This window comes from Patulibacter medicamentivorans, assembly GCF_000240225.1.
Classification (GTDB): Bacteria; Actinomycetota; Thermoleophilia; order Solirubrobacterales; family Solirubrobacteraceae; genus Patulibacter; species Patulibacter medicamentivorans.
In genome coordinates this window covers 59,981-76,169 of record NZ_AGUD01000006.1, presented here as the reverse complement: position 1 = coordinate 76,169, position 16,189 = coordinate 59,981, and the positions used below count along the sequence as shown (strand labels likewise).

The 16,189-nt window shown below is 74.7% G+C and carries 16 protein-coding genes; 8 read left to right on the top strand and 8 right to left on the bottom strand.

The window, feature by feature from the left end; translation table 11 throughout:
* Positions 1–8: 8 nt before the first annotated feature.
* From PAI11_RS01145 to PAI11_RS23715, 5 genes are all read left to right on the top strand, one after another.
* Positions 9–1,235 carry a thiolase family protein gene (locus PAI11_RS01145; protein WP_007569941.1) on the top strand — a complete coding sequence of 409 codons (1,227 nt, stop codon included), beginning with the start codon at positions 9–11 and terminating at the stop codon, positions 1,233–1,235.
* Entirely contained in the window at positions 1,232–2,464 is a 1,233-nt protein-coding gene (locus PAI11_RS01140; protein ID WP_007569939.1) for a 3-hydroxyacyl-CoA dehydrogenase, read from the top strand. Before PAI11_RS01145 ends, PAI11_RS01140 begins: the two co-directional genes overlap by 4 nt.
* Positions 2,461–3,246, top strand: a complete 786-nt coding sequence (locus PAI11_RS01135; protein WP_007569938.1) for an enoyl-CoA hydratase-related protein — start codon at positions 2,461–2,463, stop codon at positions 3,244–3,246. The genes PAI11_RS01140 and PAI11_RS01135 overlap by 4 nt, the downstream gene beginning before the upstream one ends.
* A 249-nt stretch (positions 3,247–3,495) precedes the next feature.
* Positions 3,496–5,106, top strand: a complete 1,611-nt coding sequence (locus tag PAI11_RS01130; protein WP_081488180.1) for a right-handed parallel beta-helix repeat-containing protein — start codon at positions 3,496–3,498, stop codon at positions 5,104–5,106.
* 94 nt (positions 5,107–5,200) lie between these two features.
* Complete coding sequence (locus tag PAI11_RS23715) at positions 5,201–5,818, top strand: TetR/AcrR family transcriptional regulator (RefSeq protein ID WP_007569935.1); 618 nt, start codon at positions 5,201–5,203, stop codon at positions 5,816–5,818.
* Here the strand turns inward: PAI11_RS23715 and PAI11_RS01120 are convergent.
* The 5 genes from PAI11_RS01120 to PAI11_RS01100 are packed head-to-tail and all read right to left on the bottom strand — an operon-like array spanning position 5,796 to position 11,145.
* The gene (locus PAI11_RS01120; protein ID WP_007569934.1) at positions 5,796–6,971 is read right to left on the bottom strand and encodes a cytochrome P450; all 1,176 of its coding nucleotides are present in this window, start codon (positions 6,969–6,971) and stop codon (positions 5,796–5,798) included. The genes PAI11_RS23715 and PAI11_RS01120 overlap by 23 nt on opposite strands.
* Positions 6,972–7,015: 44 nt before the next feature.
* On the bottom strand, positions 7,016–7,939 hold the full coding sequence (locus PAI11_RS01115; RefSeq protein WP_040597512.1) for a VOC family protein: 924 nt from the start codon (positions 7,937–7,939) through the stop codon (positions 7,016–7,018).
* Between the two features lie 4 nt (positions 7,940–7,943).
* The gene (locus tag PAI11_RS23710) at positions 7,944–8,723 is read right to left on the bottom strand and encodes an NmrA family NAD(P)-binding protein (RefSeq protein ID WP_007569932.1); all 780 of its coding nucleotides are present in this window, start codon (positions 8,721–8,723) and stop codon (positions 7,944–7,946) included.
* A complete protein-coding gene (locus tag PAI11_RS01105; protein WP_007569931.1) occupies positions 8,720–10,195 on the bottom strand; it encodes a bifunctional 3-(3-hydroxy-phenyl)propionate/3-hydroxycinnamic acid hydroxylase in 1,476 nt (491 codons plus the stop codon). The genes PAI11_RS23710 and PAI11_RS01105 overlap by 4 nt, the downstream gene beginning before the upstream one ends.
* A complete protein-coding gene (locus PAI11_RS01100) occupies positions 10,195–11,145 on the bottom strand; it encodes a fumarylacetoacetate hydrolase family protein (protein WP_007569930.1) in 951 nt (316 codons plus the stop codon). The genes PAI11_RS01105 and PAI11_RS01100 overlap by 1 nt, the downstream gene beginning before the upstream one ends.
* 73 nt (positions 11,146–11,218) lie before the next feature.
* Here PAI11_RS01100 and PAI11_RS01095 point away from each other — a divergent pair, with 73 nt between their 5' ends.
* Complete coding sequence (locus PAI11_RS01095) at positions 11,219–11,863, top strand: TetR/AcrR family transcriptional regulator (RefSeq protein ID WP_007569928.1); 645 nt, start codon at positions 11,219–11,221, stop codon at positions 11,861–11,863.
* 67 nt (positions 11,864–11,930) lie between these two features.
* On the opposite strand, the gene PAI11_RS01090 is transcribed toward PAI11_RS01095, so the two are convergent.
* Complete coding sequence (locus PAI11_RS01090) at positions 11,931–12,353, bottom strand: GFA family protein (protein ID WP_007569926.1); 423 nt, start codon at positions 12,351–12,353, stop codon at positions 11,931–11,933.
* Positions 12,354–12,388: 35 nt separating this feature from the next.
* Positions 12,389–13,123, bottom strand: a complete 735-nt coding sequence (locus tag PAI11_RS01085) for a type 1 glutamine amidotransferase domain-containing protein (protein ID WP_007569924.1) — start codon at positions 13,121–13,123, stop codon at positions 12,389–12,391.
* 233 nt (positions 13,124–13,356) lie between these two features.
* On the opposite strand from PAI11_RS01085, the gene PAI11_RS01080 reads away from it, so the two are divergent.
* A complete protein-coding gene (locus PAI11_RS01080; protein WP_007569923.1) occupies positions 13,357–14,595 on the top strand; it encodes a PucR family transcriptional regulator in 1,239 nt (412 codons plus the stop codon).
* A 30-nt stretch (positions 14,596–14,625) separates the two neighbouring features.
* Here the strand turns inward: PAI11_RS01080 and PAI11_RS01075 are convergent, their stop codons facing one another.
* Complete coding sequence (locus PAI11_RS01075; protein WP_007569921.1) at positions 14,626–15,525, bottom strand: SDR family oxidoreductase; 900 nt, start codon at positions 15,523–15,525, stop codon at positions 14,626–14,628.
* A gap of 89 nt (positions 15,526–15,614) precedes the next feature.
* On the opposite strand from PAI11_RS01075, the gene PAI11_RS01070 reads away from it, so the two are divergent.
* The gene (locus PAI11_RS01070) at positions 15,615–16,181 is read left to right on the top strand and encodes a TetR/AcrR family transcriptional regulator (RefSeq protein ID WP_007569918.1); all 567 of its coding nucleotides are present in this window, start codon (positions 15,615–15,617) and stop codon (positions 16,179–16,181) included.
* The last annotated feature ends 8 nt before the right edge of the window (positions 16,182–16,189 follow it).

Genomic DNA, 16,189 nt, shown 5'->3' with positions numbered 1-16,189 from the left:
GTTGTGGGATGGCAGCTGATGCATGGATCGTCGACGCGGTGCGGACGCCGATCGGCCGGCATGGCGGCGTCCTCGCCGGCGTCCGGCCGGACGACCTGGCGGCGACCGCGATCGAGGCGCTCGTGGCGCGCACCGGCGCGCCACCGGACCAGATCGAGGACGTCGTCCTCGGCAACGCCAACGGCGCCGGCGAGGAGAACCGCAACGTCGGGCGGATGGCGGCGCTGCTCGCCGGGCTCCCGCACGGCGTTCCCGGCGCCACGGTCAATCGGCTCTGCGCGTCGGGCATGGAAGCGGTCGTCGGAGCCAGCCGGGCGATCCGCTGCGGCGACGCCGACCTGATGGTCGCCGGCGGCGTCGAGTCGATGACCCGCGCACCGTGGGTGGCGCTGAAGCCCGGGCGCGCGTTCCCGACCGGGCCGTCGGAGCTGGTCGACACGACGATCGGCTGGCGGTTCGCGAACCCGCGGATGGCGCAGGTCGCGTCGCTCGACTCGATGGGCGAGACGGCCGAGAACGTCGCCGAGCGCTACGGCGTCGACCGCGACGCCCAGGACCGCTTCGCCCTCGCCTCGCACCGGCGCGCGGTCGCCGCCTGGGCGGACGGCCGCTGGGCCGACGAGGTGGTGCCGGTCGCGACGCCGCCGCGGCGGCGGGGTGGCGACCCGGTGCTCGTCGACCGCGACGAGGGCCCGCGCGAGGACACCGACCTGGAGCGGCTCGGGCGGCTGCGCCCGGCCTTCCGCGCCGGCGGCTCGGTCACGGCCGGCAACTCGTCGTCGCTCAATGACGGGGCGTCGGCGCTGCTGCTCGCCTCGACGCGCGCCGTCGCCGAGCACGGCTGGACGCCGACCGTGCGCGTGGCGGGCGTCGGGGTCGCCGGGGTCGACCCGGCGTACATGGGGATCGGGCCGGTTCCCGCGACGCGACGCGCGCTCGAGCGCGCCGGGATCGGGATCGAGGACCTGCAGGTGGTCGAGCTGAACGAGGCGTTCGCGGCGCAGGCGGTGGCCTGCGTGCGCGAGCTCGGGCTCGACCCCGAGATCGTCAACCCGAACGGCGGCGCGATCGCCCTCGGCCACCCGCTCGGATCGTCCGGCGCCCGGATCGTCGGCTCGCTCGTCCACGAGATGCGCCGCCGCCGCGCGCGCTGGGGCCTGGCGGCGCTCTGCGTCGGCGTCGGGCAGGGCGTCGCCGTCGTGCTGGAGCAGCCGTCGGCCGGGGGCGGCCGATGACCGCCGCGCTCGACGGGCCGCTGGTCGTCGTCGGCGGCGGGACGATGGGCGCCGGGATCGCGCTGCTCGCCGCGCTCCACGGCCAGCGGGCGACGGTCCTCGAGGGCGACGCCGACGCGGCCGACGCGGCCCGCGGGCGGGTCGAGCGCGCCCTGGCGCGACGGGTCGCGCGCGGGACGCTGGAGGCCGCGGACGCCGATCCGGTCCTCGCGCGGATCGCCGTCGTCGCCGACCACGGCGCGACGGCCGACCCGGTCGCCGTGATCGAGGCGGTGCCCGAGATCCTCGAGCTGAAGCGGCGGGTGCTGGCGCGAGCCGCGGCCGCGTGGCCCGGGGCGACCCTGGCGTCGAACACCTCGTCGATCCCGATCGCCGAGATCGCCGCCGGCCTCGACGAGCCCGAGCGGGTCGTCGGCCTGCACTTCTTCAACCCGCCGACCGAGATGAAGCTGGTCGAGCTGGTGGTGCCGCCGCGCGCGCTCCCCGCCCACGTCGACGTCGCCCGGCGCGTCGCGGCGGCCCTCGGGCGGACCGTCGTCGAGGCGACGGACGCGCCGGGGTTCGTCGTCAACCGCTGCGCCCGGCCGTACTACCTGGAGGCGCTGCGGGCCGTCGAGCAGGGCCTCGCCGACGTCGCCACGATCGACGGCGCGTGCGAGGAGGCCGGGTTCCCGCTGGGCCCGTTCGCGCTGATGGACCTGATCGGCATCGACGTCAGCCTGGCCGTCACCCGGTCGATGTGGCAGCGCGGCGACCACGAGCCCCGCTGGCGCCCGAGCCCGTTGCAGGAGCAGCGGGTCGCCGACGGCCAGCTCGGCCGCAAGAGCGAGCGCGGGTTCCACGCCTACGGCGACGGCGCCCCGGTGCGCGGGCGCGCCCGTCCGGCCGACCGGGTCGTCGCCGCCGAGGAGGCGGCCGACCGCGCGGGGGCCGCGATCGACGCCTCGCTGACCGGCCGGCCCGCACCGGCGGCCGACGTCGCGCTGGCCCGGATCCTCGTCCAGCTCGTCAACGAGGCGCGGTTCGCGCAGGCCGAGGGCGTCGCCACCGCCGACGCGATCGACGTCGGGATGACGGTCGGCCTCAACCACCCGGTCGGCCCCGCCCGCTGGTCGGCGTGGATCGGCGGCGCGCGAGTCGACGGCTTCCTCGACCACCTGGCGGGGCCGGCGGGCGACCCGGTCTACCGCCGACCCGCCCCGACCCCGACCACCGAGGAGCCACGATGAGCCCCGACGAGCGCTCCGCGGTCCGCCGCAGCAACCCGCGCGACGGCGTCGCGCTGCTGACGCTCGACCGGGCCGCGTCCCGCAACGTCCTCGACGACGAGCTCCGCGACGGCCTGATCGCGGCGCTGGAGGCGACCGACGCCGACGCCGACGTCCGCGCGGTGGTCCTGACCGGCGGCTCCGAGGTCTTCGCCGCCGGGGCCGACATCCGCGCGATGCGCGACCAGGGGTTCCAGGACGCGATCGCCGCCCGCGGCGCCCGGCTCTGGGGCCGGCTGGCCGCGGTCCGCAAGCCGCTGATCGCCGCCGTCGCCGGGCCCGCCGTCGGCGGCGGCTGCGAGCTGGCGCTGGCCTGCGACCTGGTCGTCGCCGCCGACACGGCGGAGTTCTCCCAGCCCGAGGTCCGCCTGGGGATCATCCCCGGCGGCGGCGGGACCCAGCGGCTGGCCCGGACGCTCGGCAAGCACCGCGCGATGGACCTGGTGCTGACCGGCCGGCGGGTCAGCGCGGAGGAGGCGCAGCGGCTCGGGTTCGTGAACCGGGTGGTGGCCGCCGAGCGGCTGCAGGACGCGGCGCTCGAGCTGGCGGAGACGATCGCCCGCCGCCCGGCGATCGCCGTCCAGCTGGCCAAGCGCGCGGTCCTCGCGGCCGACGAGACCTCGCTCGGCGCCGGCCTCGCGGTCGAGCGCGAGCTGTTCCTGCTGGCGATGGCCAGCGACGACCGCCGCGAGGGGATGGCGGCGTTCCTGGAGCGGCGCCCGCCCCGCTTCACGGGACGCTGAGCGAGGACGCGACGCGCTGGCGGGGTCGCCCGTTGCGGGGCGGGACCTGGGTCTCGCCACGCGACGACGTCAAGGAGGTCGGCGACCTCGTCAACCCGCTCGGGATCGGCGACGCGGTCGCCCGGCATTTTTTCTTGCCCGCGGGCCCGCCGTTCGTCTACCGTACTCGACCGCGGGCAAAATTACAGTCTTTGTCCGAAGGCTGAACGCGCCTCGCCCGCACCCCCGTAGGTCAACGAAGGAGCAGGCATGAGCAGGATTCGCAGGGCGACCGCGGCCATGTGCGTCGCAGCGACGATCGGTGTCGGAGCGCTGGCCCTCGCCGGGCCAGCCGCCGCGGCCAATACGACGTACTACGTCGATGCGGCGAGCGGGTCCGACGCCAACGCGGGCACGAGCACCGCGACGGCGTGGAAGACGCTGGCCAAGGTCAACGCCACGACCTTCGGGGCGGGGGACAAGATCCTGCTGCACACCGACCAGACCTGGGTCGAGCAGCTGCGGCCCAAGGGCTCCGGCGTCGCGGGCAACCCGATCACGATCGGCAACTACGGCGGCGGCGCCAAGCCGATCGTCGACGGCAAGAACGTCGCCGGTGGCGGCGCGGGTGGCGGCGCGGTCTACCTGGTCAACCAGAGCTACTGGACGATCACCGGCCTCGAGGTCACCAACGACAACGGGACCAACAACGTCGTCGGCAGCAACCGCGTCGGGATCCTCGTCAACAACACCAGCGGGAACCTGAAGACGGGGATCACGATCAAGGACAACTACGTCCGCGACGTCAACGGCTGCTTCAACTGCAACGGCGCCAACGGCCAGACCAACGGCGGCATCTCGGTCGTGGCCGACACGATGAACGGCCTCGGCAACGGCGCCAGCAGCTACAAGGACGTCCAGATCACCGACAACGTCGTCGAGCGCGTCGGCCGCACCGGGATCAACTTCGACGACTACTCGACCGGCTTCCTGCTCTATTTCGTCTCGCAGGACGCGTTGAGCAAGAACGTCACGATCGCGCGCAACACGCTGAAGGACATCGACAGCGACGGCATCATCCTGCGTGGCTCGAAGGAGAACCTGATCGAGCACAACACCGTCGACGGTGCCGGCTCGGTCACCGTCTCGGGAACCCAGCCCGGCACGGTCGGCATGTTCGTGGCCAAGACCACCAACACCGTCATGCAGTTCAACGAGGTCTCCCGCGTGCAGACGCACGTCGTCGACGGCCACGCCTACGACGTCGACCTGTTCGCCTACAACACGATCGTCCAGCACAACTACAGCCACGACAACGAGGGCGGGCTGATCCTGCTGATGGGCGGCCTCGGTTCCGGCAGCAACGCCACCGTCCGCTACAACCTCAGCGTCAACGACGGCTTCGCCGGCGACAAGGGCATCGTGTCGCTGTCCAGCGGCCTGCTGAACGGCTCGAAGATCTACAACAACACGATCTACATCAAGGCCGGCCTGAACTCCCCGCCGATCGCCCAGCAGGGCTGGAGCGGCGACAACAACAACGGCTGGTGGTTCCGCAACAACGTCGTCGTCAACCACGGCACCGGTACCTGGGCGCTGCCGAAGGGCGCGGGCACGACGATCAGCAACAACCTGATCTACGGCAACCACACCGCCGGTGAGCCGGCCGATCCGCAGAAGATCACGGCCGACCCGCAGATGCTCGCGCCGTCGGACACCGCGCCGTACGGCATCGCCAACGTCGGCGGCTACCAGCTGGCCCCGACCTCGCCCGCGGTGGGCACCGGCGCGCTGATCCCCGACAACGGCGGACGGGACTTCTTCGGACGCCCCGTCTCCGCCACCGCCGCCCCGACCCGCGGGTTCCACGAGGTCAACTAGGCGGACGACTCGACGCGCGGCGGCCGGCCCCACGGGGTCCGGCCGCCGCCGGTCGAGCCGCGGCGAGCGAACGGACCGCTGCTAGCCTCGGCCGATGAGCTACCCGGCGCGGATCGCCGACTCCGGCGTCCTCGCCCCCGGCCGGCAACGCTTCTCTCCCCGCCAGGAAGAGGTCATCGACACCGTCGAGACGCTGTTCCGCCGCGAGGGCCTGCGCGGGGTCCGGATGGGCGACCTGGCCACCGCGGCCAACTGCTCGCGCAGCACCCTCTACGAGATCGCCCCCAGCAAGGAGGACCTGTTCCTCCTGGTGCTCGACCGGATGATGCGCCGGATCTCGCTCCGCGGCGCCGCCGCGATCAACGAGGCGAGCAGCAACATGGACCGCATACGCGCGATGCTCACCAGCGGCGCGCTGGACTTCGCCGACCTCGGCCCGCGCTACCTCGACGCCGTCCGCAGCCACCCGCCCGCGCGGATGCTCCTCGACCACTGGATCGCCGTCTGCCGCGACATGCTCGAGGACCTGATCGCCCGCGCGATCGCCGAGCACGAGATCCGCCCCGTCAACGGCCGCGTCGTCGCCGAGGTGATGTTCGCGTCGGTCCTCACCTTCACCGACCCCGACTTCACCCGCACCAGCCGCGTCACCACCGCCGACGCGCTCGGCGGCATGGTCGACCTGCTGCTCAACGGCCTGCGGCCCCGCTGACGCCCTCGGCGAGGAACCGCGCCGGCAGCCGGACCAGCCCCTGCAGGGTGTTGTTCCGCAGGAGCCGCGGCTCGCCCGTCGCGACCGCGGCGACGGCCGGGACCATCGCCTGGAGCAGCGCCCGCATCTCGAGCTTGGCGAGGTGGATGCCGACGCAGGTGTGCGGCCCGTTGCCCCAGCCGAGGTTCGCCGCCGGCCGGCGGTCGAGGTCGAAGCGCTCCGGATCGGGGAACTGCCGCTCGTCGAGGTTGGCGGCGGCGAACAGGAGCGCGACGCGGCTGCCGGCCGGGAGCGTGACGCCGTCGACGACGGTCGTGCGCGCGATCCGGCGCGTGAACCCGCGGATCGGGGAGGACAGGCGGACGGACTCCACGACCGCCGCGGGGATCCGGTCGGGCTCCGCGCGCAGCCGGGCCCAGAGCCCGTCGACCGTGGCCAGGTGCCGCAGCAGCGCGGCCGAGGCGAGGATCGTCGTGTCGAGGCTCGGGGCGACGAAGTCGATCACCATCGTCCGCGCCTCCAGCTGGGTGATCTCGCCCGCGTCGGCGGCGTCGAAGACCGTCTCGGCCCAGCCGCCGGGCACGACCATCCGGCGACGCAGGCGGCGGCTGTAGCGCCAGAGGTCGAGCGCGGCGAGCGCGGCGCGCATGCCTCGCCGGTTGGCCGGCCCGAGCCCGTCGAACGTCGCCCGCCCCCAGGTGAGCAGCTGCTCGCGCGGGACGCGGACGCCGACGAGGTCGGCGACGACGCGCAGCGGCAGCGCGCTGGCGAAGTCCCGCACGCCGTCGAACCCCTCGGCCCGCCGCAACTCGGCCACCACCGCCGCGGCCTCGCGGTGCACCTGCTCGTCGAGGTCCCCGAGGGCCCGCGCGCCGACGGAGCGCAACAGGACGCCGCGGCGGGTGGCGTGAGCGGCGCCGTCGGCGGAGATCGTCGTGCGGCGGCCGAGCCGGTTGGCGAGCGGGTTGGCCGCCACCCCGTGGCCGCTGGTGAACGTCTCGGCGTCCTTCAGGGCGGCGCGGACGTCGGCGTAGCGGCCGATCGCGAAGAGCGCGTGGCGCGGCAGCCAGACGGCCGGGCCGGCGTCGCGGACGGCGACGTACGTGGCGGCCGGGTCGCGCAGCGCCGCGTCGCCGTAGAGGTCGAGGTCCACCCGCGGCGCATCGGACCCGCGAGCAGCGGACGGGCCCCTCGGCATCAGGCCGCCGCGCCGTCGTCCCGGCCCATCGCCCAGCTCGGCCGGCCGGCCGCCGGCTCCAGCGCCGGGAACCCGGTCAGCACGAACCGCAGCGGCGGCGAGCCGCCCCACTGGTTGATCGGATCGGGCAGGAGCGGCCAGGAGCGAGCCTGGTAGTCGCCCGCCGGCGGCATCTGCTCCAGCTCGGAGCAGTGCTCGACCATCGCGCCGTCGTGGTCGTGGTGGTAGAGGAAGTGGTTGTTGCCCGGCCCGTGCCGGCTGGGGCCCCAGATCGGCTTCGCGCCGCGCCGGGCCTTCAGGCGGTCGGCGACGCGGCCCAGCGCGTTGAGGTCGGGCCAGGCGTAGGCGTAGTGCGAGAGCTCGACGGTCGGCGAGAGCACGACGGCCATCCCGTGGTGATCGGCGTCGCAGTGCCACCAGCTGGCGATCGGGAAGATCCGGTCGGAGAAGCGGAAGCCCAGGCCGTCCCGGAGGAAGCGCTCGAACCGGCGTGGCCGGCGGACCTTGACCGAGACGTGCTCGAACTTGAGCGGGCGGTCGCCGGGCTCCAGCTCGATGCCGCGCTGCATCCCGCAGAAGAGCTTGAACACGTGGCCCTCCGGGCTGCGCACCAGGAGCGCCCGGTCGATGCCCGGCTCGCCGTCGTAGACGGCGCCCAGCACCGTGCCGCCGGCCGCCGGCACGGTGCGCGCCGCCTGGTCGAGCGCGGCCGGGTCGGCGACCTCCAGGCCGATGTGGTCGTAGCCGCGGCGCACCGGGTCCTGGATCAGGATCAGCTCGTGGTGGCGGTCGTTGCAGGTCAGGTAGGCCGCGCCGGCGGTCCGCTCGACCTCGACCATGCCGATCACGTCGCGCTGGAACGCGACGGCGGCGTCGAGGTCGGGAACGCGGAGGCCGATGTGCCCCATGCGGGTGGTGACCATGTCGTCAGGCGTCCTTCTCGGAGAGGTGTCGGCGCAGCGAGCGCGGGGCGCGTCCGGTGAGGTGGCGGACGTCGTCGGTGGGCGTGCCGTCGGCGCCGGTGGCGAAGTAGGCGGCCATCCGCAGGGCGTGGTCGACCTCGAAGTCCGACGCGCCGCGACGGCGCAGCGCCCGGGCGGCCAGCCGCGGCGGCACGCTGACGTAGCGGGCGCCGATCGCGCGGGCGACGTCGTCGAAGGTCACGCCCGCCGGGCCGGTCAGGTGCCACGCCCGGTCCGGCCCGTCGACGTCGCGGAGCGCCGCGACCGCCGCGGCCGCGACGTCGGCCGCGTCGACCATCGCGATCGGCCCGTGCCCCATCGGCGCGAGCAGGAGCCCCGCCCGCGGCGCCATCGTGGCGAGGTTCTGCATCAGGAACGACGGCCGCAGGAAGGCGAAGCGCAGCCCCGACTCCTCGATCCGCCGCTCGCTGCGCCAGTGCGCGACGGCGGTGCTCGTCGGGCCGTTGGGGCCGAGCGCCGGGGCGCCGCCCGACAGCTTGACGATCCGCCGGACGCCGGCGGCGACGGCGGCCGCCACGGCGTCGGCCTCCCATCGATCCTGGTCGGGGTCGTGCGGGGTCAGCAGGAAGAGCTGCTCGACGCCCTCCAGGGCCGCGTCGAGTGATCGCCGGTCGCGGAGGTCGACCGCCGGCCGGCGCAGCGGGCGATGGGCGACGCCGCGCTCGGCCAGCTCGGCGGTGACCCGGCGGCCGATCGTGCCCGTCGCCCCGAGCACGGCGATCATGCGGCGACCGCCATCGCCGGCCGACCGGTGCGCAGCCCCGACCCGACCGTGGCCCGCAGGGCCCGGAGCGCCTGCGGCCGGTCCTCGCAGGCGAAGACGTAGCGGTCCGGTCGCAGCAGGGTCCAGTCGCGCTCGTGCGGCAGCTCGACGACGTGCAGGCCGGCGGCGCGCCAGCCGCTGGCCGCCTCCGGCGTGCTCGCGACGACCGCCCAGCCGCGGCCGAGCCGGTCGTCGAGCCGGTCGGGCTGCGGGAACAGCGATCCGACGCGGCGGCGGAGCGGCAGCCGGTCGGGCGTGCGGGCGAACGCGCCCGCACGGTAGGTGGGGAGCGGCTTGGCCTGCTCGCTGATCCACTCGCGCGCGCCGCTGCGGTCCAGCAGCGCCAGCGCGGCGTCGCGGATCCACGCGGTCCGGGGAGCGGTGGTCTGCACGAGCCCGCCCCAGCGCACCGCGAGCCGCTGCATGCTCGTCACGTGCGGGCGGCGCTCGGCCTCGTAGCTGTCCAGCAGGCCATCCGGCGCGCCGTGGAGGACCGCGTCGAGCTTCCACGCCAGGTTGGCGGCGTCGCGCGCGCCCGACGAGAACCCCTGGCCGACGAACGGCGGCATCACGTGCGCGGCGTCGCCGGCAAGCAGGACCCGTCCGGCCCGCCAACGGTCGGCCGTGCGGGCGTGGAACGTGTAGGCCACCGCCCGCTCGACCTCGACCTGCTCGTCGCCGATCCACGGGGCCAGCAGCGCGTCGATCCGGTCGCGGTCGAGGAACGCGGCGGCGTCCTCTCCCGGGTGCAGCATCCACTCCCAGCGGTGGCGGCCCGGCGACATCGGCAGCGTCACGATCGGGCGCGCTGGATCGCCGACGAAGCAGGGGTGCGGAACGCGGGCGATCGGGCGGTCGACGAGCGCGTCGAGCACCAGCCACCGCTGCACGAAGGTCGAGCCGCCGAAGGGCACCTGCAGGCGGCCGCGAACCGCGCTGCGTCCGCCGTCGCAGCCGACCAGGTAGCGGGCGTCGAGCCGCGTGGCCCGTCCGCCCTCGACCGGCCGCACCCACGCCGTCACCCCCTCGGCACGGCGGTCGAGGACCTCGAGCCGCTGACCCCAGCGCAGCTGCGCCGCCTCCCGCTCCTGCAGCGCGGCGACCATCGTGCGCTCCATCGACGGCTGGTGGATCGAGACCAGCGGCGGCTGCCCGAGGTCGCCGTGGACCGGGCGCAGCGCCGGGATCGCGCGGCCGCGGGCGGTGACGAAGCTGACCGTCTGCTGGACCTGCGCGTCGGCGAGGATCCGCTGGTCGAGGCCGACGGCCTGGAAGATCCGCAGCACCTCGTCGTCGACCACCGCCGCGCGCGGCAGGGGGTGGGGCTCGCGCGCCTCGTCGACGGCGATCGTCCGCACGCCGAGGTCGGCGAGCAGCAGCGCGAGCAGCTGGCCGACCGGCCCGAGCCCGCAGATCAGGACGTCGGCGTCCATCAGACCGCGGTCGCCGGGACCGCCTCGGCCGACACGCGGTTGGTCAGGGTGCCGATCCCGTCGATCTCCAGCTGCACGGTCTGCCCGGGCCTGATCCAGCGCTCCAGCTCGAGGCCGCAGCAGCCGGGCATCGTGCCGGTCGAGATCACGTCGCCGGCGTCCAGCCGCTCGCCCCGGGACGCGTAGGCGAGCATTGCCCCGAGCTCGTGCGCGGGTCCGGCGGTTCCCCCCTCGCACCACAGCTCGCCGTCGACCCGCACGCGGCCGGTCGCGGCCTTCCAGTCGCCGAACGCGTCGGCCGTGACGACGTCGCAGCCGATCGAGTTGGCGAAGGTCTTCGACTTGATGACCGGGCCGAAGACGTTGTGCCGCGCGTCGTCCGCCTGCACGTCCCGCGCGCTCCAGTCGTTGAGCACGAACCAGCCGCCGACCGCGTCGAGGGCCTCCTCCGGCGTGGCGTCGACCAGCGGCTTGGTCAGGACGAACGCCAGCTCGAGCTCGAAGTCCAGGGCGGTGGTGTGCGACGGCCACCACATGTCCTGGCCGTCGGCGAGGACCATCGTGTGGTTGGCGACGTAGAAGGTCGGGTGCTCGTAGAAGCCCTTCGTCGGCTTCAGCTTCGGGAACGTGCGGCCGGTCTTCTCGAAGGCGCTGACGATCCGCCAGATCGGCGCCGGGAAGAAGTGCTTGACCAGCATCCGGCTGGAGCCGATCACGTGCGACTCCCAGAGCATGAAGGCCCGCATCGACCGCGGCCGGAACGGGAGCACCGCCGTCGCGGGATCGACCTCGACGGCGTCGGGCGACGCCAGCGCCGCCGCCGCCCGCGCCCGGGCCGGCGCGCCCTCGGCCAGGAAGGCGACCAGGTCGTCCTCGCCCGGCAGCCGGACCCAGCGATCGCGCTCGGCGTCGTGGGCGATCAGGCCCTCTGCGGTCATCCGGAGCTTCATGCTGACGACCCTACGCAAATCTGATGATCTCGTCAAATATGACGGCGAGTGCCGATCGAGGTACCGTTCGGGCATGGCCGATGCCCCCGACCGCCACGCCCGGCGCCGCGAGGCGACCCGCGCGAAGCTGGTCGCCGCCACGAGGACCCTGATCGCCCGCCAGGGGGCGGACAGCACGCGGATCCAGGAGATCACCGACGAGGCCGACGTCGGATTCGGGTCGTTCTACAACCACTTCGAGAGCAAGGACGCGATCGTCGAGGCCGTCCTGGCCGAGACCATCGCCGCGCAGGCCGCCGCGATCGACGCGCTGACCGCCGCGATCGACGACCCCGCCGAGGTCGTCGCGGCCGCCCACCGCTCGTTCGTGCGTCGCGCGCGCAGCGACCCCGACTGGGGCTGGCTGCTGCTGCGCCTGGACATGTCGCACGGGGTGCTGCGCGCGTCGCTCGGGCCCTACGCGCAGAGCGACCTGCGCGTGGGCGTCGCGAGCGGCCGGCTGCAGGTGCCGGACGAGACGATCGCGCTCTACGCGATGGGCGGCGCGCTGCTCGCCGTCATGCGACTGGTGCTCGACGGAGCCGCCCCGCCAGACGCCGACGTCCACCACGCGGAGGGCGTCCTCCGCTTGCTCGGCCTCGACCGGGACGAGGCCCACGAGGTCGCCCGCCGACCGCTGCCCACGCGGCCGGCGCCCACGCCGGCGACGCCGCGCTAGGCCCGCGGCGCTCGGGCCCCGCGGCCCGGCCCGCGCGGGTGAGGGCGCGGCCGGGCGGTGGCCCGCGTCAGCCGGCGGGCAGGTCGGCGGGGAAGCGCTGACGCTCCGAGGACTCCTCCGCCAGGTAGGCGAGCGCGCTGTCGCAGTGCACCTCGACCGCCGGGGCCAGGCCCTTGCGGTCGTCGAGCGTTCCCGCCTTGATGATGGCCAGCGCCGGGAGCGCCTCGGGGAGCGTCGCCAGCGGCGAGCCGCAGTTGCTGCAGAACTGCCGCTGGGTCGGCGTGCCCGTCGCCTCGGTCGTGGTCTGGAACGACGCCAGCGTGCTGCCGGAGACCGCGAGGCTCTCACGCGGGACGCCGACGACCAGCGAGTAGGCCGATCCGGTCTGGCGCTGGCAGGTGTCGCAATGGCAGATCGCGGTGATCACCGGGTCGGCGCTCACGGTGTAGGACACGTTGCCGCACAGGCAGTGTCCGCTCATCTTCGGCATCGGTCGTGCTCCTCGGGTTCGTCGGGGGTCAGGGGTCAGCGGGTCGACGTCGCCGACGGCGCGGCGGCCGCGCCGACGACGCCGACGACGTGCTCGGCCAGCGGCCCGGAGGAGGCCGGGTTCTGCCCCGTGTAGAGGTTGCGGTCGGCGACGAGGAACGGCGCCCACAGCTCGCCGGACGCGAACTGGGCGCCGCGCTCGCGCAGCCGGTCCTCGAGCAGCCAGGCGGCGAGCGGCGCCAGCCCGACGGCCTCCTCCTCCGCGTTCGTGAAGCCGGTCAGGCGCCAGCCGTCGAACGCCCAGGAGCCGTCGGGCCGGTCGGCCGAGAGCAGCGCCGCCGAGGCGTGGCAGACGGCGGCGACCGGACGACCGGCGTCCAGCATCGCGACGATCGTCTCGCCCATCAGGGGAAGGACCGCGAGGTCCTCCATCGGCCCGTGCCCGCCGGGCAGGAACAGCGCGTCGAAGGACAGCACGTCGACCTCCTCGAGCGCGGTCGGCCGGGTCAGCTCGTCGCCCAGCGCGTCCAGGTGGGCGCGCAGGTCCGCGAGCGCCGCCTCGTCGGCCCCGGTGTACTGCGGCGAGAGGCTGTTGGGGTCGACCTGCGGCGCGCGACCGCCCGGCGTCGCGATCTCGACCGTCCAGCCGGCGTCGCGGAAGGCGCGGTCGGCGGCCACCAGCTCCTCGGCCCAGAAGCCGGTCGGGTGGGCGGATCCGTCGGCGAGCGTCCAGGCGTGAGCGCCGGACACCACCATCAGCACGTTGGTCATCGTCTCTCCCTCTCGGAGCCGGCCCCCAGGGCAGGCGGTCGTCGATCCGAACCGCCCTCAACGCTAGGCCGCGCCCGCTCCGCCGGGACCTGCGACTTCCGTGGAGTTCGCCATGCCGAGACACGGATCTCGTGGGTCGGAGGGTCGCGACGCCGGCGTAGACTCCGGCACGCACGGATCCGTCGAGCGGCCACGCCGGCCGGTCGCGGGTCGATTCCCCGCGGAGGCCCACCTTGTCCGTCGAGCACAGCGCCGAGCAGCGCCGGGACACCGTCGACCTTCGCCCGCTCGCGGCCACGATCGACGTCGACGCGCTCAGCGCGCACCTGACCGAGGTGATGCTCGACGAGGTCTACGGCCAGGTCATCGACCCCGACGTCCTGCGCGCGCCGCTGCAGCGCGCGACGCGCGAGAAGGCGGCATGCCTGGTCGGGCTGATCGCCGGCGACGTCGCGCTCGAGGACGTCGACGCGCCCTCGTCGCTGCTGTTCGCGGCCGAGGTCGGTCGCCAGGGCGTCTCCGAGCAGGTCTTCGAGCGGTCCTACCGCGTCGGGCAGGAGGCGCTCTGGGACTGGTGGATGGACGTCGTGCAGCGGCATGGGCACGCCACCGGCGCCCCCGTCATCGACGTCGCCCGCGCCAGCATCCCGCTGCTCTTCGGCTTCGTCGACCGGCTCCTGTTCGGCTCGCTCGCGGCGTACCACGGCGCGGTCGCCGAGCGCCGCCAGTCCCTCGAGCACCGGCGTCTGCGCCTGGTCGAGCAGCTGCTCGACGGCACGCTCACCGACCCGGGCGTCGGCACCGAGCGATTCCTCAACTACGCCCTCGACGGCCATCACCTGGCCGGCGTGATCGACGGCGGCGAGGCCGACCGCCGACGGGTCGTCGCCGCGCTCAAGGAGGCCTGCCACGAGCGCGACTCGCTGCTGTTCAGCCGCGCGGACGGCATCGGCGAGCTCTGGCTCGGGCTGCGGGGGCCGATGACCGCGGCCACCCGCCAGGCGCTGCACGCCGCCGCGGCCGATGCCGGCGCCCGCCTGGCCTTCGGGGACGTCGACCGCGAGCTGGCCGGGTTCCGCCGGACGATGGAGTCCGCCCGCAACGCCGCCAAGGTCCAGGCGATGCTGGGCGACAACGCGCCGCGGGTGATCTGGGCCGACGACGTGCGGATCGAGATCCTCGCTCTCGGCGACGCCCGCGGGGCCCACGCGCTGATCCGGCGCGAGCTCGGACCGGCGATCGACGAGGGCCTGCTGACCGCGCGCATGCACGCGACCCTCGACGCGTGGCTGACGACCGGCTCCTACGTCGGGGCCGCGGCGCTGCTCGGGGTCCACGAGCAGACGATCCGCCAGCGCCTGCGCCGCCTCGAGACCACGCTCGACCACCCGCTGCACGAGCGTCGCACCGAGCTGCACGTCGCGCTGCGGCTCTCGCGGCTGCCGCTGCTCGCGCAGTCGCTCGGCGCCTGACCCGGCGTCGCGGCGGGCGCCGCCGACGCGCTAGCGGGCGGCGAAGTAGAACCCGGCGCGCAGGTCCTCGAGCAGGCCCGGATGCGTCGGCTCCCAGCCCAGCAGCGCGCGCGTCCTGGCGGCCGAGGTCGGGTTGTCGAGGACCACGAGACCCGCCAGCCAGCCGAAGTGCTCGGGGTCGCGCGCCTGCGCCGGCAGGCCGAGCTGCTCGCCGATCGCCGCCGCGATGTCGCGGAACGGGATGCCCTCGTCGCCGACCGCGTGCAGGCGCGAGCCGCCGGGCGCGGACTCCAGCGCCAGGCGGTAGAGGCGCGCGGCGTCGCGGGTGTGACCGGCGGGCCAGCGGTTGGCGCCGTCGCCGACGTAGCCGGCGACGCCCGTGTCGCGCGCGATCCCGATCAGCGACGGGATGAAGCCGTGGAGGTCGAGGTCGCTGTGGACGGTCGGCGGGAGGCGGAGGACCGACGAGCGGATGTCGCGGTCGGCCAGCGCGACGACGGCGTTCTCGGCATCGATACGCCCACCGCCCGCGAAGGCGTCGTCCTCGGTGCCCGCGCGACCCTCGACGCCGCCGACCGCCAGCATCAGCGTGCCCGAGGTCCCGACGAACGGCTTGCCGGAGCCCGCCAGCCCGTCGCCGAGCGCCTCGATCGCGCGGAGGTCGGCGGCGACGGCCTCCTCGGCGCCGCCCGAGAACATCAGGTCGTGCTTGAAGGCCAGGTGGACGACGCCGTCGGCGTCGGCGGCCGCAGCGCGCAGGCCGTCGAGGTCGTCGAGGTCGCCGCGGCGGACCTCGGCCCCAGCCCGCTCGAGCGCGGCGGCGGAGGCCTCGGAGCGGGCGAGGCCGACGACCGCGTGGCCGTTCTGGAGCAGCTCGGGGACGAGCGCCGAGCCGACGTGGCCCGACGCTCCGGTGATGAAGACGCGCATGAGAACCTCCGCGAGAAGTGATGGCACCTGGTGTCATCACCCTAGCACGGCGATGACACCGGGTGTCATCGACTAGCCTTCAGGGCGCGATGGCCCGATGGCAACCCGACGCGCGCAGCCGCCTGGCGAAGGCCGCGCTCGACCTCTACGGCGAGCACGGCTACGACCGCACGACGGTCGCCGAGATCGCCGAGCGCGCCGGCCTGACCAAGCGCACGTTCTTCCGCCACTTCGCCGACAAGCGCGAGGTGCTGTTCTCGGGCTCCGAGGAGCTGGAGCGGCTGATCGTGACCGGGCTCGCCGCCGCGCCCCCTGACGCCGCGCCGCTGGACGCGGTCATGGCCGGCCTGGACGCGACGGCGGCGATGTTCGACGAGCGCCGGGCCTTCGCGACCGCGCGCCAGGCGGTCATCACCGCGCACCCCGAGCTGCAGGAGCGCGAGCTGATCAAGCTGGAGCGGCTGACGACCGCGATCACGGCCGCCCTGCGCGAGCGCGGAGTCGCCGAGGCCCGCGCGCTGCTGACCGCGCGCGCCGGCGTCGCGATCTTCCAGGTGGCCTTCGGGCGGTGGGCGACGCCGGGGGCGCGGCAGACCCTGCGCTCGCTGATGCACGCGGCGCGCAGGGACCTGCGCGACGTGGTCCTCGACGGTTGATGCGAGGC